We start from the raw sequence: 25,635 nt of genomic DNA on the forward strand, positions 1-25,635 counted from the left end.
AGACAATGGAACAGTTCTCACCATCAGACATGAAAACCATATTGCACTCCAAACGGGCGAATATGTATTACCTCGAATACTGTCGTGTCTTAGTGAAAGACGGACGAGTGGAATATGTGACGGATGAAGGGAAGCAATCTCTTTATTGGAATATTCCCATTGCGAACACGACTTGTTTGTTGTTGGGAAATGGTACATCTATAACACAGGCTGCCGTTCGAGAATTAGCAAAATCAGGTGTACTGATTGGTTTTTGTGGCGGCGGTGGTGCGCCATTGTTTTCGACTAATGAAGTTGACTTTGACGTGTCATTTTTTAGTCCACAAAGTGAGTATCGTCCCGTTGAATATCTACAATCTTGGGTGTCGTTTTGGTTTGATGAAGATAAGCGCTTAGAAGCCGCTAAACAAATTCAGGCTCTTCGTATCGAATATACAAGACAGCAGTGGACGAACAATTCTGCTTTAAAAGACGCTGGTATTGTGATCAGTGTGGCCGATTTAAATAAAGCGTTAGACAGTTTTGAACAAGCTGTTAGCAAAGTGTCTCATACTCAAGAGCTTATGTTAGCGGAAGCGCGATTAACCAAAACTCTCTACAAAATTATTTGTGCAGTTACAGGCTATAATGATTTCAAACGTGTAAAACAGGGGGCAGGAGTCGATTTTGCCAACCGTTTTTTGGATCATGGTAATTATCTCGCCTATGGCTTAGGTGCCACGGCGACTTGGGTATTAGGTTTACCTCATGGGTTATCTGTTCTTCATGGGAAAACTCGCCGTGGCGGCTTGGTGTTTGATGCTGCCGATTTAATAAAAGATGGCATCATTCTTCCGCAGGCTTTTATTAGTGCTATGAATGGCGACAGTGAGCAAGAATTTCGTCAAGCCTGTATTACCAATATTCGTCGATGCGAAGCCCTCGATTATATGATCGATAGCCTCAAGCAAATTAGTGAAACGCTTGGGGAAAAGAAATGAACATCCTTCTTGTCTCCCAATGCTCTAAAAAAGCCTTAAAAGAAACTCGGCGAGTCATTGATCAGTTTGCAGAACGAACTGGAGATCGAACATGGCAAACTGCCATAACTGAGCAAGGCTTAGCCACGTTACGTAAATTACTCAAAAAGACCGCGCGTCGGAATACTTCCGTGGCGTGCCACTGGATTCGGGGGCGTAACCGAACCGAATTGAAATGGTTGGTGGGTAATCCGCGTCGTTTTAATGAATGGGGTAGTGTGCCGACGAACGTAACGGGTCGAGATATCTTGCGCTCAGGCGATGAAAATACGTGGCAAACCGCAGAAGATATTCGCGTACTCGCGGGCATTGCGGCACTGTTTCATGATTTTGGTAAAGCCAATAAAGCCTTTCAAGAGAAATTAAAACCTTCTTCAGGTAAAAAGAAAAAAACTTACGAACCTTATCGTCATGAATGGGTGTCGGTGAGACTATTTGAAGCTTTCGTGCTGCACGCGATAGAAGGTGTTGATAAGGGTAAGCAAGACGCCGCATGGTTGACCTTGTTAAGTGACCTACCAGACGATATTGAAGGCAGCGTTATGGCGCGCCTTAAAAAAGATGGAATAGACGTCAAAGTTTCTTCTCCTTTTAAATATTTGCCGCCTGTTGCCAAAGCGGTGGCATGGCTTATTCTCTCTCATCATAAATTGCCAGAGCCTGTGAAAGATGACACTGAATTTGTGAATTCTCCAGAAACTATTATTGATGAAGGTTATATCTGTGCAAACTGGAATTCACCTCAATGTGACAACAAAGAGTGGAAATTAGCTGAAATCGCAGCGGTTTGGTTTTTTGAAAAGGGCTCACCATTTTGCAGTAAAGTCTGGCGTGAGCGAATTAGCCGTATTGCATCGCAAGGTGCTAAACGTACACAGCTACTGGCTCAAGACTGGCTCAATCAGCCTTTTTCCTTGCATCTCGCTCGTTTGAGTTTGATGTTAGGTGATCATTATTATTCTTCACAAAAGTCCATTGGACCTAAGAGTCCGTGGCATGACGATAAAGGCTACAAAAAGGTCTACGCTAACACATGGCGTGAACGGGGTAGTCGAGACAATGGAAACTACAATCAAACTTTAGATGAACATTTGATAGGCGTGTATCGTCATAGCCATCAAATAGTACGATCTTTGTCATCGTTAAAAGAATCCTTGCCTGTTATTACTCGGCATCCTGAATTGAAGAAACGCACGCTAGACAGTCGTTTCGCTTGGCAAAATAAAGCCTACGAATTAGCGGTCAGCGTGCGAGATAAAGCAAAACAGCATGGTTTTTTTGGCATTAATGTCGCGTCCACTGGAAAGGGCAAAACCTTTGCGAATGCGCGCATTATGTATGGTCTTGCTGATGATAGAAAAGGGTGTCGATTCAGTGTTGCGCTTGGGTTGCGAACCTTAACCTTGCAAACAGGGGATGCTTTTAAAGAATTACTGCGACTGGATGACGAAGACCTAGCGGTTCTTATCGGCTCTAAAGCCGTGAAAGATTTGCATGAACAGGCGAAAACCAAGCAAACTTTAGAAGAGGACAGTCAGCAGGAAGTCTTACTGGGTTCAGAATCCGCCAATGATTTCAGCGACCAAGATAGCTATGTCAGTTACGAAGGTATGCTAGGTGATGGGCCGTTATCGCGTTGGTTAGAACACTCTCCTAAGAATAATAAATTGGTCAATGCACCTGTGTTGGTCAGCACGATTGATCATTTGATACCATCAACCGAGGGCAGTCGAGGTGGCAAACAAATAGCCCCCATGCTGCGTTTGCTGACCTCTGATTTAGTGCTTGATGAACCTGATGACTTTGGTTTGGAGGATTTACCCGCTCTGTGTCGATTGGTGAACTGGGCCGGTATGTTAGGATCCAATGTATTGCTTTCATCGGCGACGTTGCCACCTGATTTGATCAATGCTTTGTTCGATGCTTATCTTGCTGGCCGCAAGCAGTATGAAGCATCGGTAAAAATAAACCCAAGTCAAACGCCCAATGTTGTGTGTGCTTGGTTTGATGAATTCCGCAGTGATTCCATTCAGGCCAGCGAACGCTCTGCGTTTTCTGAGCATCATCAACAACTCATGATAAAACGTGCCGAAAAACTGCTTGAACAACCTGTCAAGCGTCGTGTCGAGTTGGTTGAGTGTAATATCGAAGCAAATGGGTCTAGTGTTATTCAAACCGTCGCTCAGTGTGTTCATCAAAGTATCTTGGCACTCCACAATGTACATCATCATAGACATCCGACCTTGCCCGCTAAAGCCAGTTTTGGCCTTGTGCGTATGGCCAATATCATTCCGTTAGTCGCTGTGGCTAAAGCTCTAATGAATACACCAAGCCCTAAAGGCATTCAGATTCATTATTGTGTTTACCACAGTCAGTTTCTTTTACTGCAACGCTCTTCTATTGAGCAAATGTTGGACACAGTGTTAAATCGCAAAGACCCGAATGCCATTTGGCATCAGCCAAGTATTCGCGCTGCGTTGCAAGCTCATCCAAATGATCAGCATATTTTTGTCGTGCTCGGAAGTCCTGTAACAGAGGTGGGTCGGGATCATTCTTATGACTGGGCCGTTGTAGAGCCGTCGTCGATTCGTTCCTTGATTCAGCTAGCGGGACGAGTGTTGCGCCACTCAGACACAACGGTGGAAAGGTCGAATATTCACTTGCTCAACCAAAACGTGAGAGCCATGAAAAATGAAAAAGCCGCCTACGCAAAACCAGGTTTTGAAGGCGGTGCATTTTTGTTAGACAGTCATAAGCTGCAAGACGTATTAGAGACAAATGAATATCAAACCATCAATGCTTTACCGCGAATTCAAAAGCGTGATTCGTTAACGCCAACCAAGCGCTTTGTGGATTTAGAGCACGCGGCTCTGCATTCCCAGCTGTGGGGCAAGGACAAAGAAAACGGTGAAGCCTTTGCCAGCTTATGGTGGAACAAACCCTGTCATTGGACGAACCATTTACAACGCAAGTTGCCATTTCGTCGTCATACACCGGATGAATCCTATTGCTTCTATCTAGTGGAAGAATACGACGAACCCACTATGCATCGCTGGCACGACAACGGTGAATTAAAAGCCGATGACAAACAAAGCTTTCAGCGTGATCAAACGCATACATTCGCCATTGGCGTTCATAACTGGATAAAAGACTTTGATTATAAAAATGCATTAATCGATTTAGCGGAAAAGCTTAATCTAGAGCTTAGTGACGCATCTATACAATTTGGCACGATTAGACTGCGAAAAAGTGGCGAAAATGACGTGTGGCAACAGAGTGCTGTGTTAGGTTTTTATAAAAATATTTAACAAAAGGAAGAGGATATGACGTTGGAAGAAATATCGTTATCCGACAAGATCCGCGATTACATCGACAGTCGCAAGCAGGATCGGCTAGACAAGTTCGATAAAGACACACAAAAAGGCGTGCTAGCGGCATCGGTAGAAAATGTCGCGGCATATGAAATGGAGCGGGCCGCTTTACGAGTCAGTGAAGAAGACCGCTTTAAACCAGCTAACTGGCTGAGTGACGCGGCAAGTCGTGCGAATAATGTGCATATAGCAACTCATGTTGCTAAATTTACCTATTCGTCTGCAAAAAAATGTACCAACGTATTTAAACCTCCAATGTTAAGTCAAGGGGCTGGTTATATCTCGACTTTGTCTCTGAAAGACTATAGCTACGATGTAGCGGTTGACGATGCTAAGCATATGGACGTGGCTAATTTAGTAACTTTAAGTGGAGGTGATATAACTTTTTTATCATTGCTTTACACTAATCGGGATGATTTTTTTTGTGAACTAGGACTTTCGAAAGAGCAGTCTAAATATTGTTTAGATTGTTTCAAGTCGACAATTAAGATAGGTATCCCAAGGTCTCATTTTTTACTAAAGCAAATATATTGGCCTATTCAAGAAAATTGTTATCACTTGTTGCTCCCTATGTTCGCGTCGTCATTGACTCAAGAAATATATGAACGTGTACAACATGCGCGTTTCTCAGAAGAGCAACAAGAAGCGCGTGCTGCACGTCGCAGTGAAAAAGAGTCTGACCTTGCCACGATCGAATTCCCAAATATAGCGGTTCAAACATTTGGTGGGAATCAGCCGCAAAATATTAGCGCTTTAAATAGCAAGTCTAAGCGAGCAGGTCGAGCCTATATGCTTAGCAGCGCACCACCAATGTGGCAAAGCCAAGAAAAACCACCGTTAAAAGTGAAGTCCATTTTTCGTGGGCCGTTTTCTCGTAAGGTTTATGGGCATCTTATTGGATTGAAGACGTTCTTAGTCGCCAATTTGAATAAGCGTAGTGTTTGGGAAACACGGGCGGAAAGAGCACATCGTATCGATGACATTGTCGATCAGCTGGTGGCTTATGGGGCTAGTGTTCGGTCTTTTCCTGCGGGTTGGTCTTCTCATCCAGATTGTCATTTGCCACTTCATCAAAAGCTTTGGCTAGATCCGAATCGACGAGCCTTCGATAAGGAATTTGAAGACGAATTTGATAAAAAAGAGTGGCAAGGTTTAGTCGCTGCCGATTTCGCTCGTTTCTTAAATGCAGAGCTAGAGAAAAACTCCGAGATCGCCACAGGCGATGTTGAGTTTGTGCAGTGGAAAGTGCTCACCGCTCAAGAGCTTAGACTGGTGCAAGACGACGTGAAAGGAGCTTTTTGATGGATAAATTACTGGTCATTAGACACCTTAAAGTGGAAGGAGTGAATGCCATCGCAGGTTTAACGTGGGGCTTCCCTTCCATGACGAGCTTTTTAGGGCTGACTCATGCCTTGCAGAGAAAAGTCCAAGCTCGCGTTTCAGATAAATTAACGCTTACTGGCTGCGCGGTGATTTGTCATGCCAGTCAAGTGCAATCTCATAGCAACAACATGAGTCGTGAAAATTATTTCGCCTTAACTCGAAACCCATTAACCAAAGACGGCAGTACGGCACCCTTTAATGAAGAAGGCAAAATGCGCATGGATGTATCGCTTTTGATCGAATTATCGGGCCCAACACCGCCTGATATAGAAGAGATGCTTGTCGAGTTTACTGAAGATGCTTTATTTACCTCAAGGGTTGCTGGTGGTGCGGTACACAGTATCGGTGATATTGAGCTTATTACAGACATTGGAGCCATTAATCGAGAGCGCACTACTCGAAAATCTTTCCTTCGCAAGTTACTTCCAGGATTCGCTTTAGTGAGTCGTGATGATGTTCTGCAAGATCATATGGATAAAAGTCAAAAATCGCCTTTGGATGCGTTTTTAGATTTTAGTATCCGCAAAATGTCATCTAAACCAAAAGGTGGCAAAGCAGAATGGACGACAGATCGCCTTGATTACACCGGATGGCTCAAACCTATTATGGTGGGTTATCAAGGCATATCCGATGTCTACGAAGCTGGACAAGTTGAGCATGTGCGAGATCGCTCTTGCCCAGTGCTATTTGTGGAATCGATTTATTCACTGGGTCAATGGATCAGTCCACATCGAATAGACGATTTGAAGCACCTTTTTTGGCATCAAGAACACCAAGCAGACAACGCACTTTATCTTTGTAAAAACGACTATAAACCAGAAGCACCTATCTTATTAAACGACGAAACAAACCAAACCATTGAGGAGAAATAGCATGGCAGCAGTAAAAACCGCATCAGTATTGGCATTCGAACGTAAACTGGCAAACTCAGATGGTTTGTTGTTCGCAGGGAATTGGGCTAAACCTGACGGAGAGTGGAAGCCGATAGCGTTACAAGAAAAATCGGTACGAGGCACTATCTCTAACCGACAAAAAAACGCCGTTTTGAATGATCCAGCAAAGTTAGACCAAGAAGTGAATAAAGCGAACTTACAAACCGTTGATACAGCGGCTTTACCATTTGACTGTGACACTTTGAAAGTCGTGTACAGTTTGCGAGTATTGGGAGACCTTCCAACGCCCTCTGCATGCAATAGCCCTGATTACCAAGAAGTATTGAGCACTACTATTAAATCCTATATTGAAGAACAATCTTTCGCTGTCTTGGCGCATCGTTATGCATCCAATATCGCGAGTGGTCGTTTTTTATGGCGCAACCGTGTCGGCGCAGAAGACATTTCTATTCGTGTGACGCAAAAGAATAAAGACGGCAACATCACTTGGGTTTTTAATGGGTACGATTTATCACTACGCGATTTTGATTATCAAAGTGATGATTTAACCGCCTTTGCCAATGAAATTCAAAAGGGACTGACTAGCGATACTTTTACCTATTTCCAAATAGAAGCCTTTGTAAAACTGGGAGAAGGGCAAGAAGTCTTTCCGTCTCAAGAGTTGGTATTAGATGGCAATTCCCGTAAGAGTAAAGTCTTGTATGACGTAGATGGCACAGCCGCATTACACTCGCAGAAAATCGGTAACGCCATCCGTACTGTGGACACTTGGTATCAAGGCTCGGAAGAGATAGGCCCAATTTCTGCTGAACCATTTGGCTCTGTTACTAGCCGCGGTAAGGCTTATCGTAGCAACAAAGACGATTTTTATACCTTATTTGATAAGTGGATGGAAAAAGGCCAAGCACCAGAGACAGAACAACAGCATTACGTAATGGCAAATTTGATCCGTGGTGGTGTATTTGGCGGAAAATCTGACGCTTAACAAGGAGTGGTTATGGACTATTATTTGGACATTACCCTATTGGAAGACCCAGAATTTACCAAGACTATCTTGATGAATGCCTTGTTTAGCAAGCTTCATCGCGCCTTGGTAGAAGTGTCTCAAAACGATATTGGCGTAAGTTTTCCAAGCGCAACCAAAAAAAGCCTAGGGGACAAACTCCGTCTACATGGTTCACAAGGTCGTTTAGAAGTACTGGAAGCCTTATCTTGGCGACGTGGTTTAGGGGATTTCACTGTGGTAACTAAGGTTACTCAAGTGCCGAGTACGAACGAGTTTTGTCTTGTTAAACGAGTTCATGTGAAAAGCAATGCTGACCGACTACGTCGTCGAGCAATGAAACGTCATGATCTCTCTTATGATGAAGCTGTGGAGCGCATTCCTGACGAGGTTGAAAAACAATTGGAGTTGCCTTTTGTCAGAATCAAGAGTCGATCAACAGGGGATCAACAGTTTCCCTTGTTTATTAAACAAACCTTGGGTGAAGCTAAAAAAGACGGAGTGAGTTTTTCCAAATACGGATTAAGTTCTACCAGTACCTTACCTTGGTTTTGACCCTTTTTTTTAGACCTAATGCCAAGCCCTTATAAATAGGGGCTTGGCATTTCTTGTTTAAAAAAGGGTATTTTCGTTAAAAAGATACAAAGCTCTTTAACAATCAGATACTTAATGCTAATTTTCTCTACTTCACCGCCGAATAGGCGGCTTAGAAAGACCTTTTCAGACTTGATTTCACTGACAGGAACTTCACCGCCGAATAGGCGGCTTAGAAATTCCTGCTGATAACGCGCCAACACTTCATACACTTCACCGCCGAATAGGCGGCTTAGAAAGTATAGGTGTTGTCAGACATAAGCACATTTGACTTCACCGCCGAATAGGCGGCTTAGAAAGAAAACTTCAACGAAATAAGCATTAATAAGGACTTCACCGCCGAATAGGCGGCTTAGAAAACTGATGGAACTTCACGTCCTCCGCTGCATTGCTTCACCGCCGAATAGGCGGCTTAGAAAGATATAGCTTAGGCTTAGTTAGCTTCTTATCTAGCTTCACCGCCGAATAGGCGGCTTAGAAATAAACCCTTATGTTTAAAGGGTTACATTGTTACTTCACCGCCGAATAGGCGGCTTAGAAATTGAAATACATCCTGACATTGCTTGGCAGTTACTTCACCGCCGAATAGGCGGCTTAGAAATCGCTCGTATTGGTCCCAACAAGGTAGGCACTCTTCACCGCCGAATAGGCGGCTTAGAAACAAGCCAAGAAGATATTCTGGGATGACCTAAACTTCACCGCCGAATAGGCGGCTTAGAAATGTGGGACGACTGGAGCGCCAAGGGGTCAAACCTTCACCGCCGAATAGGCGGCTTAGAAATTTGCAATACTCCTATGATTCTTCAATTGCAACTTCACCGCCGAATAGGCGGCTTAGAAAGAGCAGGGTAAACTAATGCGGGAAAACCCGACCTTCACCGCCGAATAGGCGGCTTAGAAACATTGCAATACATTTAAGATAAATAATTTAACCTTCACCGCCGAATAGGCGGCTTAGAAAAACACAAGCGGCCAAGTTATCAGCACAATCGCCTTCACCGCCGAATAGGCGGCTTAGAAAAGAACCTGACGCAGCAACGCCAAAGAAAATGGCTTCACCGCCGAATAGGCGGCTTAGAAAATGCTTTAGATTTCGTCCGCAGTGCTGACAGTCTTCACCGCCGAATAGGCGGCTTAGAAATAAATTCCGAGATAAAGAGGAGACCATTTCGACTTCACCGCCGAATAGGCGGCTTAGAAAAGATAGAACAAATGTTATGCGGTGGTTACTTGCTTCACCGCCGAATAGGCGGCTTAGAAATTTCGTAAATTTGGTTTCACTCATTTCTTTTCCTTCACCGCCGAATAGGCGGCTTAGAAATCGGCTTTTATATCCGCAAACTCGTCTATGCCCTTCACCGCCGAATAGGCGGCTTAGAAATTGTCGATCAAAGTATACCAGATTATACGACCCTTCACCGCCGAATAGGCGGCTTAGAAAATCTGGCACACCCAGACACCAGCACCAAGCTCCTTCACCGCCGAATAGGCGGCTTAGAAATGTCAGTCTGGCGAACTCGGCAAGACTCTTTACTTCACCGCCGAATAGGCGGCTTAGAAATTCCCCATCTATCTCAATGCCAATAGACTGCACTTCACCGCCGAATAGGCGGCTTAGAAACCAAAAGCACCACTACAGCCCAAAAAACCAACCTTCACCGCCGAATAGGCGGCTTAGAAAGCTTTCAGGCCGCAGGATATATTCGAGTACAACTTCACCGCCGAATAGGCGGCTTAGAAATAAACACGTACAACTATCAAGAATATAAAGGACTTCACCGCCGAATAGGCGGCTTAGAAATAGAGACGAAGACAGGAATAAGCAAGCCAGAGCTTCACCGCCGAATAGGCGGCTTAGAAATAAAAAAACAGCACTATAAAGCCTATTTACTCCTTCACCGCCGAATAGGCGGCTTAGAAACGTGCGGGGGCGCACGGTGGTTTATCTAGCAGGCTTCACCGCCGAATAGGCGGCTTAGAAACATGCCGCAGGAGATCACGCGCATAACATCCATCTTCACCGCCGAATAGGCGGCTTAGAAAATTAAACTTCAATGAACTAGCCTTACTTTCCTCTTCACCGCCGAATAGGCGGCTTAGAAAGTCGTGGAGAATTTCGCTTGCGAAACACCAAGCTTCACCGCCGAATAGGCGGCTTAGAAAGATCGCGCGATAAAAAAAACGATCCGGTGGCTCTTCACCGCCGAATAGGCGGCTTAGAAAAAGAGCCGAGGCTTTACGATCGTTACGCTTAGCTTCACCGCCGAATAGGCGGCTTAGAAAAACCACTTCGCCACTTAAAAAAGAACCGCCTGACTTCACCGCCGAATAGGCGGCTTAGAAAAAAGGCGTCGAAATGTACAACGCCAAAGCCAACTTCACCGCCGAATAGGCGGCTTAGAAAAAAGGCGTCGAAATGTACAACGCCAAAGCCAACTTCACCGCCGAATAGGCGGCTTAGAAAACACACCACACAACCAACCAGTATTTAAAATTCTTCACCGCCGAATAGGCGGCTTAGAAAAGTAGTGCGTCAACGCTTGAGCGGGATATCGTCTTCACCGCCGAATAGGCGGCTTAGAAAAGTGAAAGGGCAAATACATTCGCCAGTCACAACTTCACCGCCGAATAGGCGGCTTAGAAAGTGAAATGACCATGATGTCGTTGTTAACAGGCCTTCACCGCCGAATAGGCGGCTTAGAAATGGTCTAAATCATCTTTTTCAGCATAAGCAATCTTCACCGCCGAATAGGCGGCTTAGAAAAATTAATTGTCACATCACCGTCTTGTGGTTTTCTTCACCGCCGAATAGGCGGCTTAGAAAATGTACGTGGTGCGGTAACAGCCAGCGGTGAACTTCACCGCCGAATAGGCGGCTTAGAAAAAACTTAGTAGAACGGGTTTACATCATTACAGCTTCACCGCCGAATAGGCGGCTTAGAAAAAGCAGGAACACCAACAGCGATGAGCAAACCGCTTCACCGCCGAATAGGCGGCTTAGAAAAGAAATGGCGAATACTCGAAAGTAAGACAGTACTTCACCGCCGAATAGGCGGCTTAGAAAGCTGAGCTTGTCACCTTGCCGCTGATAATATCCTTCACCGCCGAATAGGCGGCTTAGAAAACTTCTTCCACGTCTTCGCGCGATACCTTTAGCTTCACCGCCGAATAGGCGGCTTAGAAAACCGCCCTAAAAACAATAAAAACTGTCAAATACTTCACCGCCGAATAGGCGGCTTAGAAATTATCGGCGGTTCAAGATTTTTACTGATAAATCTTCACCGCCGAATAGGCGGCTTAGAAAACGATGCCACGCCACATTGGCATATCATGGTTCTTCACCGCCGAATAGGCGGCTTAGAAATATAGCCCTAAAGATGGCGCGAATGCAAAAAACTTCACCGCCGAATAGGCGGCTTAGAAAAATAGCGGGTGTGGTAGATACGAACAATGTCACTTCACCGCCGAATAGGCGGCTTAGAAAGATGACGAGAAACGTGAATTCAAATTACAAGTCTTCACCGCCGAATAGGCGGCTTAGAAAGTGATGATTGAATGTACCCCTACCCCTTTATGCTTCACCGCCGAATAGGCGGCTTAGAAAGTATAGCATTGCGGCCACGTCGCGGCGCTTATCTTCACCGCCGAATAGGCGGCTTAGAAAACATACACCAATCAACCAGTATTTAAAATTTACTTCACCGCCGAATAGGCGGCTTAGAAAAATAAACAGACACCTTTGCACCTTCCATTTCTTCTTCACCGCCGAATAGGCGGCTTAGAAACATGCGTCGATGTTCTCCGCCGCGACCAAATTCTTCACCGCCGAATAGGCGGCTTAGAAAATAAAAGATCAACAAGCCAAGGATGATAAAGCCTTCACCGCCGAATAGGCGGCTTAGAAAATAGTCTGTACTGGTAACCGTGTTACCGTTTCCTTCACCGCCGAATAGGCGGCTTAGAAACCTTAGCCTAATAAGCCGTGAATTGTGACTTTCTTCACCGCCGAATAGGCGGCTTAGAAAACGTTCCCAGCGAACAAAGAGACGCTTATTAACTTCACCGCCGAATAGGCGGCTTAGAAATTTTCGGGATTACGAATTCATATAAACAGGAGCTTCACCGCCGAATAGGCGGCTTAGAAATAGAGATACGCCCTTGATAGACGCGCACAGCTCTTCACCGCCGAATAGGCGGCTTAGAAAAAGCATTACATGGAATAAGTACTGTTCGCGGACTTCACCGCCGAATAGGCGGCTTAGAAATCCAACTTAGCCGCCAACGAACAAGCGCGCTTCTTCACCGCCGAATAGGCGGCTTAGAAACGCTCGCCTGGAGACGGAAGCCCCGCCGCCGGCTTCACCGCCGAATAGGCGGCTTAGAAAGCAGAGGGCAAAGTTAAGTGATGCGATCAGTCCTTCACCGCCGAATAGGCGGCTTAGAAAGTTTTGCATCCAATAGTCGTTGGCAAGTTTACCTTCACCGCCGAATAGGCGGCTTAGAAAATCAGACCAGCCATGCCAGACATAAAGCCAATCTTCACCGCCGAATAGGCGGCTTAGAAAAATTACAACACCGCTAATCATTGCGAAATCGTCTTCACCGCCGAATAGGCGGCTTAGAAAGTATGAGTACGTTTTAAACGTCTCAAATGTCGCTTCACCGCCGAATAGGCGGCTTAGAAATAGTAAAAATGAGGCTTCCAGCGTTTCGGACGCTTCACCGCCGAATAGGCGGCTTAGAAACATCACCAACTGATCAGCCGCCAACGAATAAACTTCACCGCCGAATAGGCGGCTTAGAAATAGATAAAAAACTGACTAAACAACAACTTCAGCTTCACCGCCGAATAGGCGGCTTAGAAAAACCAGAAGTAGCGTTAATCGCTGAAATTTGTCTTCACCGCCGAATAGGCGGCTTAGAAAAACTATTAACCGTGAATGTAGCTACACCAATTCTTCACCGCCGAATAGGCGGCTTAGAAACAAATCCCCCTTATGCAATCTCGTCCCATCACCTTCACCGCCGAATAGGCGGCTTAGAAACTACGCCGCCAGCGACTAGGACAAGCTTGTTCCTTCACCGCCGAATAGGCGGCTTAGAAATGAAAAAAGCGCGTAAGGTGTCATCAGACAAGCTTCACCGCCGAATAGGCGGCTTAGAAATAAAGAGTGTCTATAACTGCCGAAACAACAGTCTTCACCGCCGAATAGGCGGCTTAGAAAACCAAGCGGAATTTTTAGTAAGTGGCGATGAGCTTCACCGCCGAATAGGCGGCTTAGAAAACTAATGAACCGTGTCCCGCGCTGGCTTCTATTCTTCACCGCCGAATAGGCGGCTTAGAAACTGCCCCCTTGCTTAGCGTGTATTCGATCCCTCTTCACCGCCGAATAGGCGGCTTAGAAATAGAGTTCTTGAAAATGAAGACCATTTATCCTACTTCACCGCCGAATAGGCGGCTTAGAAAGTTGCCGCGCTTCCAGTGGTAAAAATAAGAAACTTCACCGCCGAATAGGCGGCTTAGAAAAAGATTCTAAAAGACATTGAAACAAAGTATTCCTTCACCGCCGAATAGGCGGCTTAGAAAGCTGATAATATCTTCTCGATAGCGGCTTTCTTCTTCACCGCCGAATAGGCGGCTTAGAAATGTTTCATAGTGGCGCTTTTGTACTCGAATATCTTCACCGCCGAATAGGCGGCTTAGAAAATACATAAAAACACTAAAAAACACTAAAAAACCTTCACCGCCGAATAGGCGGCTTAGAAAGGGTACAAACATGGATGATCGTGAACGTAAAACTTCACCGCCGAATAGGCGGCTTAGAAACGTTGGGAATGAAAACGCCACAGCGCCGCCACCTTCACCGCCGAATAGGCGGCTTAGAAATATGATTGATCGCGGCATGAAAGTATCAGCAACTTCACCGCCGAATAGGCGGCTTAGAAATTGGTCAGATTCAAATCATTCGCGGTGTGCCACTTCACCGCCGAATAGGCGGCTTAGAAATGTTGTCATACGACGGCCGCTACAAAATCCAACTTCACCGCCGAATAGGCGGCTTAGAAATTATCACAAGAATAAAGCTTTCCTCTCCTTGCCTTCACCGCCGAATAGGCGGCTTAGAAATCCGTTTTCCAAATGTAGCCGCGACACTTGCACTTCACCGCCGAATAGGCGGCTTAGAAAATCATTGACAGCGTAGATTTTATAATCCGTCGCTTCACCGCCGAATAGGCGGCTTAGAAAATGCTGTTTAGCTTGGTGATTATCCCGTTGTCACTTCACCGCCGAATAGGCGGCTTAGAAAAGCAAGTTCAAAACTACTTAGCCGATAAAAAGCTTCACCGCCGAATAGGCGGCTTAGAAATGCCACGGGCTTGTCACGCATACCGCTTGGTACTTCACCGCCGAATAGGCGGCTTAGAAACTCTACGGAGGGTTTTTTATTGCCTAAAATTTCTTCACCGCCGAATAGGCGGCTTAGAAAATAACCACCCCCTAATAAACCATCTGCAAGCCCTTCACCGCCGAATAGGCGGCTTAGAAAAAACAGGCAAGCTAAACAAAGACGGCAAGCCGCTTCACCGCCGAATAGGCGGCTTAGAAATGAGTTTATCGAATTCCTGAAAGAACATAATGCTTCACCGCCGAATAGGCGGCTTAGAAACAAACATCGTGGCCGTGTGGGTCATGATTTGGCTTCACCGCCGAATAGGCGGCTTAGAAAGTCGATAATGGTTCGACGCCAAGTTCCTTCTTCTTCACCGCCGAATAGGCGGCTTAGAAATAAAGTGGCGCGCCTACGCACAGCAGAGGAATCTTCACCGCCGAATAGGCGGCTTAGAAAACCTCCTTAAAAAGTTACCGCTCACGCGATAACTTCACCGCCGAATAGGCGGCTTAGAAAGCTGACGATCCACGTCACCGAAACAATCTTGGCTTCACCGCCGAATAGGCGGCTTAGAAAAGCCTTGGAATCAGTTCTCAAGCCTTTGATAACTTCACCGCCGAATAGGCGGCTTAGAAAAACTATTGACCGTGAATGTAGCTACACCAATTCTTCACCGCCGAATAGGCGGCTTAGAAAAATCGGCTTAACGTATCACAATTTACTCGTTACTTCACCGCCGAATAGGCGGCTTAGAAAATCAGGGAGATGAGCATCATCGTAAGTAAGAGCTTCACCGCCGAATAGGCGGCTTAGAAAGGTAGCACCTGCATCACCGGTAGCACCTGCACTTCACCGCCGAATAGGCGGCTTAGAAACGCAACCCGCTGGCGGCGCTGTGAGCCCGGCCCTTCACCGCCGAATAGGCGGCTTAGAAATCACCTTTCTGATGATCAGTTAGATGACGAGTCTTCACCGCCGAATAGGCGGCTTAGAAATTAGACGCTTTTAGCTTTTGCCCTGCTTTAACCTTCACCGCCAAATAGGCGGCTTAGAAAACCATTCTGTGGTAATCATACGAGCCATAAAACTTCACCGCCGAATAGGCGGCTTAGAAAGTAAAAGATATTTTAGACGGCATAGAGCGTTACTTCACCGCCGAATAGGCGGCTTAGAAATATGGGAAGAAATGGGTTGTTCATCTGTTAACTCTTCACCGCCGAATAGGCGGCTTAGAAAGTAAGCCGTAGCACCCTGAGCGCCCTGAGTCGCTTCACCGCCGAATAGGCGGCTTAGAAAGTCCCCTCTTGGGGCTGATATAAATTGCTTTATCTTCACCGCCGAATAGGCGGCTTAGAAACTGTATCAAAAACTATGTATCAAAAAGGTGTCCTTCACCGCCGAATAGGCGGCTTAGAAATATACCAGCAAGCTAGATCATCATACAGCCCACTTCACCGCCGAATAGGCGGCTTAGAAAATCGAAACGGTCGGTGATCTTGTTGAGTTAACCTTCACCGCCGAATAGGCGGCTTAGAAAGCTTCCGGTTCGCTGATTTCCGAGGCCGAAACCTTCACCGCCGAATAGGCGGCTTAGAAAGTAGACATCACGATAAAACGCCCCGTCATAACCTTCACCGCCGAATAGGCGGCTTAGAAAGCATATTTTGCGGCTTTTCTTTATCTCTCAAACTTCACCGCCGAATAGGCGGCTTAGAAAACAATGGAAAAACCGAATAGTAGTACCAGTGTCTTCACCGCCGAATAGGCGGCTTAGAAATAGCGGTACAGCGCCTATTACCGGTGAATGGTCTTCACCGCCAAATAGGCGGCTTAGAAAGAACAAGGACACAGTGAAGACGGTATACTAAACTTCACCGCCGAATAGGCGGCTTAGAAATATCACCCAACCACATGATTGATGCGCTACAGCTTCACCGCCGAATAGGCGGCTTAGAAAGAGGACGACGTGATCGACATCATCCAAGTAATCTTCACCGCCGAATAGGCGGCTTAGAAATTTACCGCGATTTCCCGCGAGCTATCCATGTACTTCACCGCCGAATAGGCGGCTTAGAAAGTATGGAAACTTTCTTCTTTTTTGTTCCTAACCTTCACCGCCGAATAGGCGGCTTAGAAAGGGTATTGTTGTTTCTAAAGCTGGCGCAAACACTTCACCGCCGAATAGGCGGCTTAGAAAATGAAACCTGAACTAATAAGCGCGTTTCGTGACTTCACCGCCGAATAGGCGGCTTAGAAAAAAGGCGGTTGAATTAGCTTTTGAAACTAGAACTTCACCGCCGAATAGGCGGCTTAGAAACTTAGTGCCTTCGCGTTTGCGAGCAAGCTCTGGCTTCACCGCCGAATAGGCGGCTTAGAAATGCCAAACTTGGGTGTTTGTCGATGTATTCTTCTTCACCGCCGAATAGGCGGCTTAGAAAAAGAGGGTGAAGGTGTTTCAGTTGGGACGTATCTTCACCGCCGAATAGGCGGCTTAGAAATAATCGTAAAGCCTTACATCAATAAGCTCTTCCTTCACCGCCGAATAGGCGGCTTAGAAATAAACGCCTTCGCCACCATCAAGCGCAATGGACTTCACCACCGAATAGGCGGCTTAGAAAGATGAAGTCAGTTAACTGAGTCGTCAATGTATCTTCACCGCCGAATAGGCGGCTTAGAAAAACAACTCCTCAGGAACAGTCGCTAGGGTTGGCTTCACCGCCGAATAGGCGGCTTAGAAAGCTAAGCTGCTTTTCTTGATTGCTATGTATTGCTTCACCGCCGAATAGGCGGCTTAGAAAAATAAAAACCTACGCGCAAGAGCTGGCGGAATCTTCACCGCCGAATAGGCGGCTTAGAAACAGCCACACAAGAGCTTCTTGAGTTGGTTGCTCTTCACCGCCGAATAGGCGGCTTAGAAAAGAAGAAGCGGTAACAAATTCATCGGTTCTAGCTTCACCGCCGAATAGGCGGCTTAGAAAGTCTTCGCAATAGTGCTAAGCTTTGTTAGTTCCTTCACCGCCGAATAGGCGGCTTAGAAACAGGAGCAGTAGTACCGAGGGGCAAAGAAACACTTCACCGCCGAATAGGCGGCTTAGAAAATCCACGCGCAAAGCTGAAATTGTCGCTTTATCTTCACCGCCGAATAGGCGGCTTAGAAAAGATTGGTGATTAAATCCCACCTCTAGCTTAGCTTCACCGCCGAATAGGCGGCTTAGAAAAACTTTTACCGCTGTAACTGGCACCCACTATTCTTCACCGCCGAATAGGCGGCTTAGAAACGAATAAGTAACGAGTAAATTGTGGTAAGTTACTTCACCGCCGAATAGGCGGCTTAGAAAACCCAAACAGGCTGCAAGCCAGAATGGTAGTGCTTCACCGCCGAATAGGCGGCTTAGAAAAACACGCGCAGATTTTTCCCAGTTCACTTCTTCTTCACCGCCGAATAGGCGGCTTAGAAATCGAAAGCGCTGAATTTTCCGACGTGTCTGAACTTCACCGCCGAATAGGCGGCTTAGAAAACATCCGAAAACTCGGCGGCGCCATTGGTCTGCTTCACCGCCGAATAGGCGGCTTAGAAATCTGGCGCACCATCAAAAAGCGAATAGACGAACTTCACCGCCGAATAGGCGGCTTAGAAAACAAAGTTTATCTGTGAATATGGAGATCAAATCTTCACCGCCGAATAGGCGGCTTAGAAATTACAGACTTCAAAAAGTGGTTCTTAAAATACCTTCACCGCCGAAATAGGCGGCTTAGAAAGCATCCCGTCAGAGTACGCAGACGACACGATCCTTCACCGCCGAATAGGCGGCTTAGAAAACATCATCAAAGCCAGCTCGTTACCAGGTGATCTTCACCGCCGAATAGGCGGCTTAGAAACCGTAATTTCCTTTTGAAATACACCGGCGTTCACTTCACCGCCGAATAGGCGGCTTAGAAAACAGAACCACGCAGACCCAATGGGTCACCGTTCTTCACCGCCGAACAGGCGGCTTAGCTTTAATGGATTCCCGCCTTCGCGGGAATGACGGGGATACGCGGGAATGACGGGGATACGCGGGAATGACGGGGATACGCGGGAATGACGAGGATACGCGGGAATGATAGTTTGTGGTTTTGTCGACTATCGGATCGCCTGTTTGGGCTCCTGCCTCCGCGGGAATGACGAGGGTTTGCGGAAATGGCGGAGCAAAGGCTTTGATTGTGGTAATGGTTAATTGTGTGAGCTTTCAAGTATGATGAAATCGAACTGATTTTTTGGACGAATATAACATTAATGACAGGATGTCATTCCCGCGAAGGCGGGAATCTATAGGGAGGTGTATATGTCTAAACAGCCTTGCGTATATATTTTAGCAAGTAAACGAAATGGTACGTTCTATGTTGGTGTAACTAGCAATTTAATACAACGTATCTGGCAGCATAAAAATAAGCAAGTTCAAGGTTTTACTGAACGGTATGGTGTTGACCAGTTGGTGTATTTTGAATTGTATGAAGACATGAGCGAAGCCATTTTACGTGAGAAACGGATTAAAAAGTGGAATCGACAATGGAAGGTTAATTTGATTGAAAAGGATAACCTTCATTGGGAGGACTTATGGAGGCAAATTCAATAGCCATGAATTGAGTGATGATTCGGAGCACTTGTCGTCGAGTACGTATGGATTCCCGCCTTCGCGGGAATGACGAGGGAGTGCGGGAATGACGAGGGAGTGCGGGAATGACGAGGGAGTGCGGGAATGACGATGGGGCGCGAGAGTGGTAAATGGGATTGTTCACCCTCGAATATGCAGCTTAGACGTTTTTAAAGCCATCGAATGTGATGTGTTTAATCTTTGTTGTCGAGTAGCTATCCTAGAATCGACAGGCTTTCGTTTGGCTAAACCCGTTGAATTCGACTGGTTTAAGTTGAGATCATACTGGGCCGCTGTGGCAGATCACGGTCGTGCCTTCCTCATGCTGCCCTACGGTTTGGTGGTGTGGCGTTTGTGAGGCAGAAGGAGGACGGCAGGTCACGGTCGTTGCTCCCTCATACTGCCCTACGTTTTGTTGGGGTGCTGTTTGACTTGGTGGGGTTACACCAGGTCAAACAGTAGGGCTTTGACGCGTTTTTCGCTTAGTCTTTCAAAGTTAATTTCTGATACGTTTTCAATTTTTGCGCCGTCGCCGGGGCGCATGGTGATGTCATCGCCTAGTGACAGTTCGCCTTCGATCAGGTGCACATAGTAGTGGCGGTTTTTGTCCGCTTGCCATGTGGCTGTTTGCTGATCTTCAAGGATCAGTTGGATGAGTTGCATGTTTTGTTTAACGTGCAGTGTGCCATCCTTTCCATCAGGCGTGATGATGGTGGTGAAGCCTTGTGCTTGGCTAAATTCCTTTTGTTGGTAGCCTGGTTCTCCGCCTAGTTTATTTGGCATGATCCAAATCTGTAGGAATTTCAGCATGTCTGTTTTAGAGGCGTTGAATTCACTGTGGTAAACGCCTTTGCCTGCGGACATGAGCTGGTATTCACCTGCTGGTAATTCTTTTACGTTGCCCGCACTGTCTTTGTGGGCGATGGTACCTTCTAATACTAGGCTGAGTATTTCCATGTCTTTGTGACCATGAGTTTCAAAACCCGCGCCTGGGGTGACAGTATCATCATTGATGACGCGTAGGTCTGAGAAGCCCATATGCTGTGGGTCGTAGTAGCTACCAAAAGAAAAAGTATGATTGCTGCTTAACCAGCCAAAGTTAGCTTGTCCACGGTCTTGTGCGTTGCGAATAGTGATCATGTTGTTTCTCCTAATGGCTACCGAAGGCAAAGGTGCTTGCGGTGTATGAAGTGAGTGTAGGCGTCGAAGAAAAGAAAGAAAATCGGAAGGTTTTGAGCTAGTATTTCAAAAAATTTGAATGAAGGTTGAGCTATGGCATACGCGGTGACATTGGAAGCTTTACGGGTGTTGGAAGCAATTCATCAGTTGGGCAGCTTTGCGGCCGCGGCGGATGCTTTGTTTAAAGTGCCGTCCGCTTTGACTTACACAGTTAAAAAGCTGGAAGACGATTTGGGTGTGGCGTTGTTTGATCGCTCACGCCAAAAAGCCGTACTAACCCCAGCGGGTCACCTAGTGCTGGAGCAAGGTCGAACGATTTTGGAAGCGGCCATGCGTTTAGAAGATTCGATCAAGCAGTTAGAGTCTGGCTGGGAGCCAAAGCTGAGAATCGCAAGGGATACGGCATTGTTAGAGTCGCCTTTGATGTCGGTGGTAGGCGATTTTTTATCGCAGAATCGACCGGTGGAATTGACCTTGTCTGAAGAGGCTGTTGGTGGTGGTTGGGACGCATTACAAGATGATAGAGCGGATTTGGTGATCGGTGCGACAGGTGAATTGCCAAAGGGGAATGTTCATATTCGTGCTATTGGTGAAATAGAATTTGTCTTTGCTGTCGCGCCAACGCACCCGTTGGCATTGACCGATGGGCCAATTACCGCGGCGCAATTGCGCCAATATCCTTCTATTGTTGTTGCAGATAGTTCAAAAATTTTGCCAGCCCGTAGTAGTGGCATTTTTGAGAGTCGTCAGGTGCTTAGGGTGGATACCATGCGCAGTAAAATTCAAGCGCAATGTTTAGGCTTGGGCGTGGGGTATTTACCGAAACATCGCATCGCCGATGAGTTAAGTTCTGGTCGCTTGGTACTACGACAGTGTGAGTTGCCAAGGCCGAATCAGATGGCGTACTTGGCATGGCGTAAAGATGATCCGGGCAAAGGCTTGTCGTGGTTTGTAGAGCATTTGGCAATTCAGGATTGGAAACTTTGCCATTCCCGCGAAGGCGGGAACCCAGTGGTGTCGTCTAAATAGGGTTATTTTCGATGACCATAAGGGCTTGATTCCCTCCTTTGAGGCTGTCGCAAAACCCCCTCCCAGCCTCCCCCTTAGCAGGGGGAGGAGCAGGCTGGTTTTATTCCCTCCCCTTGTGTCTTTGAAGGGGAGGGCTAGGGTGGGGTTTTAGGGCTTAATACAGACCTACAAAACATGCTCGTTACCTTTAGCGACAATGTCCTTCGAGGGAATGACGTATGAAGAAGGTTTGGGATTGTTCAAATAACAGACTGATACCTCGTGCTTTCAGGCTGAGGATATTTGAGACTATTTTTAAGGGGTATGTGTGTTTTCTCTCTCTCTTTCTGTGTTGCCGGTATTTTTGCTGTTGATGGCTGGGGCTGTGTGTCAGCGTTGGCGTTTTCCGATGGAAGGTTTTTGGTCTGGTGTCGATAAGTTTACTTATTGGGTGTTATTTCCTGCTTTGTTGTTTAGTAAAACGTCACAGATCGATTTCAGCAATCCAATGCTGCCAAAGTATGCGCTTATTTTGTTGTTTGCCTTGTTTGTGACGGCGGTGTTTGTATTTGCTATTACTTGGCTGATGAAGGTGGTCGCACCGACGGCGTCGTCTATGTTGCAAGCCGGTGTGAGGTTTAACACTTTTGTTATGTTGGCCTTGGCGGGCAGTTTGTATGGTAATGATGGTTTGGTGTTGGCGGCGCTAGGTGCGTCTGTGTTGATTCCTTCTGTTAATGTTTTTTTAGTTGTATCCATGACCTTGATGCATGGGCCGTCTTCGGTTGATAGATCGTCAGCCAATTCCTTGCCTCGTTTGTTAAGTGGTGCTTTGATTCGCAACCCTTTGATCGTGTCTATTGTGCTGGGTAGTAGTTTGAATTTATTAGGGTTAACACCGATTATTTTGGTGTCCGATGTGCTGGGTATGTTGTCTCAAGCGGCGTTACCTCTGGTATTGTTGGCTGTCGGCGCAAGTGTGCGTTTTGAGACGATTCGCTCTGTCGGCATGACTTTTGTGATGTCTGCTGTGGCGCGCTTTGTGGTGTTTCCTTTGGTGATTGGCTTAATGTGCTGGTGGCTAGATGTGCGAGGCTTACCGGCGTTAGTTGCTGTGTTATTTGGGGTGGTGCCAACGGCAACATCGGCTTACGCTTTAGCCCGTCAGTTAGGCGGTGATGCCGATAGGATGTCAGCTTATATCACGATGCAGACTTTATTATCTGTGGTTACTTTACCTGTTAGTGTGTGGTTAAGTCAGTTGTATTTGATGTGATGTAAAAACCTATTAAATGGCTGAAAAAATACCATATGGTGAATGAAAAAGTCATATTAGGGTGTTTTTTCATATCAGTATTGATATGAGGTTTGCTGTAACTTGCATTTGAAAGGTAAGAGTAGGGGATATATTGTGAATCGTAGGGTGTTAACTTGTCAGCAATGACAGGTATGTGACGCTCAATATAGATCACAACAAAAACAAAAAGGAATCTAGTATGCAAGCTCTCTCTGTTCGTCCGTCGTTGCCATGGCTGGGTGCATTTAAACGCAAGGCTGTGTTAACTACTTTCTCTGTATTACTTCCTGTGTTGTCGGCTTCAGCTATGGCAGCAGACCTCACAATAGGCTTCTCGCAGATCGGCTCGGAAAGTGGCTGGAGAACGTCTGAAACCCAATCTATAAAGGCTGAGGCTGAACGCCGTGGCTATGATCTAAAATTCTCTGATGCTCAACAAAAGCAAGAAAACCAAATTAAGGCAGTGCGTTCGTTTATTGCGCAAGGCGTTGATGGCATTTTGCTTGCACCTGTGGTGGAAACTGGCTGGGATCAGGTATTGAAAGAAGCACAACGTGCAAAAATCCCTGTTGTCCTAATTGACCGTGGCGTGGCGGCAGATCCGAGCTTGTATCTAACGAAAGTCGCTTCTGATTTTAAAGAAGAAGGCTCTTTGGCGGCATCTTGGTTGGCGGCGAAAACCAATGGCCGTTGTAACATTGTAGAGTTGCAAGGCTCCGTTGGTTCTTCTGCAGCAATCGACCGTAAGACAGGTTTTGATGCAGTTATTGGTAATTTCCCTAATATGACGATTACCCGCTCTCAGTCTGGCTCGTTTACTCGTGCAGGCGGTAAAGAAGTCATGGAAAGTTTCTTGAAAGCAGAAGGCGGCGCGAAGAATATCTGTGCCTTGTTTGCTCACAATGATGACATGGCATTGGGCGCGATCTTGGCCATGAAAGAAGCTGGCGTGAAACCTACCAAAGATATTTTGGTTGTGTCTATCGATGCTGTGCCTGATATATTTAAAGCCATGGCTGACGGTGAAGCTAATGCGACTATCGAGTTGAATCCTCATCTTGGTGGTCCTGCATTTGATGCCATTCTAGCGTCTCAGGATGGTAAAAAAGTCGACAAGTGGATCAAAGCAAACGGTCCTTTGTACCTACCTGATACAGCGGCTGCGGAATACGCGAAGCGTAAATAATAGAGCGACACACCTAGGAGCAAGGCGCTTCTAGGTGTGGATTATTGTTTTATGTTAGCGAAACGGAGACGGCGACATGTCGGACTTAGTCAAAGATGCTTTGGAAGTCAAAGAAACCTCAGCAGTCAAAGAAACGGTCGAAGCGGCGCAGAGCGCAGTTCGCCCCTTGCTCGAAATCAAACACCTATCTAAATCTTTTACCGGCGTTCAAGCTCTAAATGATGTGTCTTTACAGATTCAACAGGGGGAGATTCGCGCCTTGCTGGGTGAAAATGGTGCGGGTAAATCTACTCTGATAAAAGTACTGACCGGTGTTTATCCGCGTGACAGCGGTGAGATTCTGTTAGATGGTAGCCTGATTAGTGCATCGGATAGCGGCCATGCTCAGCGTTTGGGGATCAGTACGGTTTATCAAGAAGTGAACCTTATTCCGACCATGTCTGTGATGGAAAATTTAACATTACAGCATCAAGAAAAAACCTTTGGTTTGATTAGCTGGAAGAAAGCCGAAATCCGCGCTAGAGAATTATTAGCGCAAGTGGGTTTAGACATAGATCCATTACGTCAGTTAGATACTTATTCCATTGCGATTCAGCAACTTGTTGCCATTGCTCGTGCGTTAAGTACTCAAGCCAAGATGCTGATTTTAGATGAGCCGACGGCCAGTTTAGACAGTGACGAGATCAAGCAGCTGTTTGACCTAATGGCACGGCTGAAATCCGAAGGCTTAGGTATTATTTTCGTAACGCACTTTTTGGATCAGGTTTACAGCATTACCGATAGCATCACTGTGTTACGCAATGGGGAGTGCATTGGCACTTTTAAAACCGCGGAGCTGTCTCGCTCCGATTTGGTCAGCCACATGGTGGGCAAGTCTCTAGAAGACTTAGCGCCAACTGCTCACGATCATTCCATCAAACGAGAGCGTACAGAGCTTCTGCAGTTAAATAATGTCGGTAAGCAGCGCTATCTTCAGCCGTTGGATTTGAATATCGCCGCTGGGGAAATTGTTGGTGTGGCGGGCTTGTTAGGCTCTGGTCGTACCGAGCTTTGCGAATTGGCCTATGGCTCAGTGAAGCCCGATCAAGGGGAAGTGACGCTAAGTAATCATTCACTAACAAAATCGTCTCTGCGTCGAGCTATTCAGGTCGGAATGGGATATTGCCCAGAAGATCGCAAACAAGATGGCATCGTGGCGGAGTTGAGCGTTAGGGAAAACATGATCCTTGCGCTGCAGGCGAGTAAAGGTTGGTGGTCACCAATCTCTATAGCGGAGCAACAAAAGCTAGTAGAAGAAATGATCCAGCGTTTGGCAATAAAAACACCTGATATGGACAAGCCGATTGGTGAACTAAGCGGCGGCAATCAGCAGAAGGTGATTCTGGCTCGTTGGTTGATCACGCACCCTGCCTTGTTGATCTTAGACGAGCCAACCCGGGGCATTGATATTGGTGCGCATCACGAAATAATTCAAATTATTAAAGAGCTGTGTGAGCAAGGCATGGGGTTATTAGTCGCGTCTTCTGAGTTGGAAGAGTTGGTGATGTTTGCCCATCGCGTGGTGGTGATGAAAGACCATCACAAGGTATCTGAACTTCATGGGAATGAGGTTTCTGAACAAGCCATATTGCGCACCATTGCTAGTTAGTCATTTTTTAAGTATTCAAAGTAGCTGT

At 46.4% G+C, this 25,635-nt stretch carries 13 protein-coding genes and 1 CRISPR repeat array; of the genes, 12 read left to right on the plus strand and 1 reads right to left on the minus strand.

Going from position 1 to position 25,635, the window contains the following annotated elements:
* The first annotated feature begins 5 nt into the window (after positions 1–5).
* From cas1f to DFP77_RS04185, 8 genes are all read left to right on the plus strand, one after another.
* Entirely contained in the window at positions 6–980 is a 975-nt protein-coding gene (gene cas1f / locus DFP77_RS04150) for a type I-F CRISPR-associated endonuclease Cas1f (RefSeq protein WP_114411029.1), read from the plus strand.
* On the plus strand, positions 977–4,327 hold the full coding sequence (gene cas3f / locus DFP77_RS04155; RefSeq protein ID WP_114411030.1) for a type I-F CRISPR-associated helicase Cas3f: 3,351 nt from the start codon (positions 977–979) through the stop codon (positions 4,325–4,327). The genes cas1f and cas3f overlap by 4 nt, the downstream gene beginning before the upstream one ends.
* 15 nt (positions 4,328–4,342) lie before the next feature.
* Complete coding sequence (csy1, locus tag DFP77_RS04160; RefSeq protein ID WP_114411031.1) at positions 4,343–5,692, plus strand: type I-F CRISPR-associated protein Csy1; 1,350 nt, start codon at positions 4,343–4,345, stop codon at positions 5,690–5,692.
* Entirely contained in the window at positions 5,692–6,645 is a 954-nt protein-coding gene (gene csy2, locus DFP77_RS04165) for a type I-F CRISPR-associated protein Csy2 (RefSeq protein ID WP_114411032.1), read from the plus strand. The genes csy1 and csy2 overlap by 1 nt, the downstream gene beginning before the upstream one ends.
* Before the next feature lies 1 nt (position 6,646).
* The gene (csy3, locus tag DFP77_RS04170; protein ID WP_114411033.1) at positions 6,647–7,651 is read left to right on the plus strand and encodes a type I-F CRISPR-associated protein Csy3; all 1,005 of its coding nucleotides are present in this window, start codon (positions 6,647–6,649) and stop codon (positions 7,649–7,651) included.
* A gap of 12 nt (positions 7,652–7,663) precedes the next feature.
* A complete protein-coding gene (gene cas6f / locus DFP77_RS04175) occupies positions 7,664–8,224 on the plus strand; it encodes a type I-F CRISPR-associated endoribonuclease Cas6/Csy4 (protein ID WP_114411034.1) in 561 nt (186 codons plus the stop codon).
* Positions 8,225–8,354: 130 nt separating this feature from the next.
* Positions 8,355–18,354: a CRISPR direct-repeat array (repeat unit 28 nt; unit sequence CTTCACCGCCGAATAGGCGGCTTAGAAA).
* Between the two features lie 626 nt (positions 18,355–18,980).
* A complete protein-coding gene (locus DFP77_RS04180) occupies positions 18,981–19,271 on the plus strand; it encodes a GIY-YIG nuclease family protein (RefSeq protein ID WP_114411035.1) in 291 nt (96 codons plus the stop codon).
* A 142-nt stretch (positions 19,272–19,413) separates the two neighbouring features.
* Positions 19,414–19,647 carry a hypothetical protein gene (locus DFP77_RS04185; RefSeq protein WP_114411036.1) on the plus strand — a complete coding sequence of 78 codons (234 nt, stop codon included), beginning with the start codon at positions 19,414–19,416 and terminating at the stop codon, positions 19,645–19,647.
* An 83-nt stretch (positions 19,648–19,730) separates the two neighbouring features.
* On the opposite strand, the gene DFP77_RS04190 is transcribed toward DFP77_RS04185, so the two are convergent.
* On the minus strand, positions 19,731–20,429 hold the full coding sequence (locus DFP77_RS04190; protein ID WP_114411037.1) for a pirin family protein: 699 nt from the start codon (positions 20,427–20,429) through the stop codon (positions 19,731–19,733).
* A 132-nt stretch (positions 20,430–20,561) separates the two neighbouring features.
* Between DFP77_RS04190 and DFP77_RS04195 the strand changes: the two genes are divergently transcribed.
* From DFP77_RS04195 to DFP77_RS04210, 4 genes are all read left to right on the plus strand, one after another.
* Positions 20,562–21,497 carry a LysR family transcriptional regulator gene (locus DFP77_RS04195; protein ID WP_114411038.1) on the plus strand — a complete coding sequence of 312 codons (936 nt, stop codon included), beginning with the start codon at positions 20,562–20,564 and terminating at the stop codon, positions 21,495–21,497.
* Positions 21,498–21,804: 307 nt separating this feature from the next.
* Positions 21,805–22,752 (plus strand): AEC family transporter, encoded by a 948-nt coding sequence (locus DFP77_RS04200; RefSeq protein WP_114411039.1) that lies wholly within the window; start codon positions 21,805–21,807, stop codon positions 22,750–22,752.
* 220 nt (positions 22,753–22,972) lie between these two features.
* Positions 22,973–23,959: an ABC transporter substrate-binding protein gene (locus tag DFP77_RS04205; protein ID WP_114411040.1), complete on the plus strand. Its 987-nt coding sequence runs from the start codon at positions 22,973–22,975 to the stop codon at positions 23,957–23,959.
* Positions 23,960–24,035: 76 nt separating this feature from the next.
* Positions 24,036–25,607 (plus strand): sugar ABC transporter ATP-binding protein, encoded by a 1,572-nt coding sequence (locus DFP77_RS04210; protein ID WP_114411041.1) that lies wholly within the window; start codon positions 24,036–24,038, stop codon positions 25,605–25,607.
* Positions 25,608–25,635: the final 28 nt, after the last annotated feature.

The organism is Marinomonas foliarum (assembly GCF_003337275.1).
Taxonomy (GTDB): Bacteria; Pseudomonadota; Gammaproteobacteria; order Pseudomonadales; family Marinomonadaceae; genus Marinomonas; species Marinomonas foliarum.

Coding starts and splice junctions, on each gene's coding strand:
- cas1f (WP_114411029.1), top strand. CDS start 6: ATGGAACAGTTCTCACCATCAGACATGAAAACCATATTGCACTCCAAA.
- cas3f (WP_114411030.1), top strand. CDS start 977: ATGAACATCCTTCTTGTCTCCCAATGCTCTAAAAAAGCCTTAAAAGAA.
- csy1 (WP_114411031.1), top strand. CDS start 4,343: ATGACGTTGGAAGAAATATCGTTATCCGACAAGATCCGCGATTACATC.
- csy2 (WP_114411032.1), top strand. CDS start 5,692: ATGGATAAATTACTGGTCATTAGACACCTTAAAGTGGAAGGAGTGAAT.
- csy3 (WP_114411033.1), top strand. CDS start 6,647: ATGGCAGCAGTAAAAACCGCATCAGTATTGGCATTCGAACGTAAACTG.
- cas6f (WP_114411034.1), top strand. CDS start 7,664: ATGGACTATTATTTGGACATTACCCTATTGGAAGACCCAGAATTTACC.
- DFP77_RS04180 (WP_114411035.1), top strand. CDS start 18,981: ATGTCTAAACAGCCTTGCGTATATATTTTAGCAAGTAAACGAAATGGT.
- DFP77_RS04190 (WP_114411037.1), bottom strand. CDS start 20,429: ATGATCACTATTCGCAACGCACAAGACCGTGGACAAGCTAACTTTGGC.
- DFP77_RS04195 (WP_114411038.1), top strand. CDS start 20,562: ATGGCATACGCGGTGACATTGGAAGCTTTACGGGTGTTGGAAGCAATT.
- DFP77_RS04205 (WP_114411040.1), top strand. CDS start 22,973: ATGCAAGCTCTCTCTGTTCGTCCGTCGTTGCCATGGCTGGGTGCATTT.
- DFP77_RS04210 (WP_114411041.1), top strand. CDS start 24,036: ATGTCGGACTTAGTCAAAGATGCTTTGGAAGTCAAAGAAACCTCAGCA.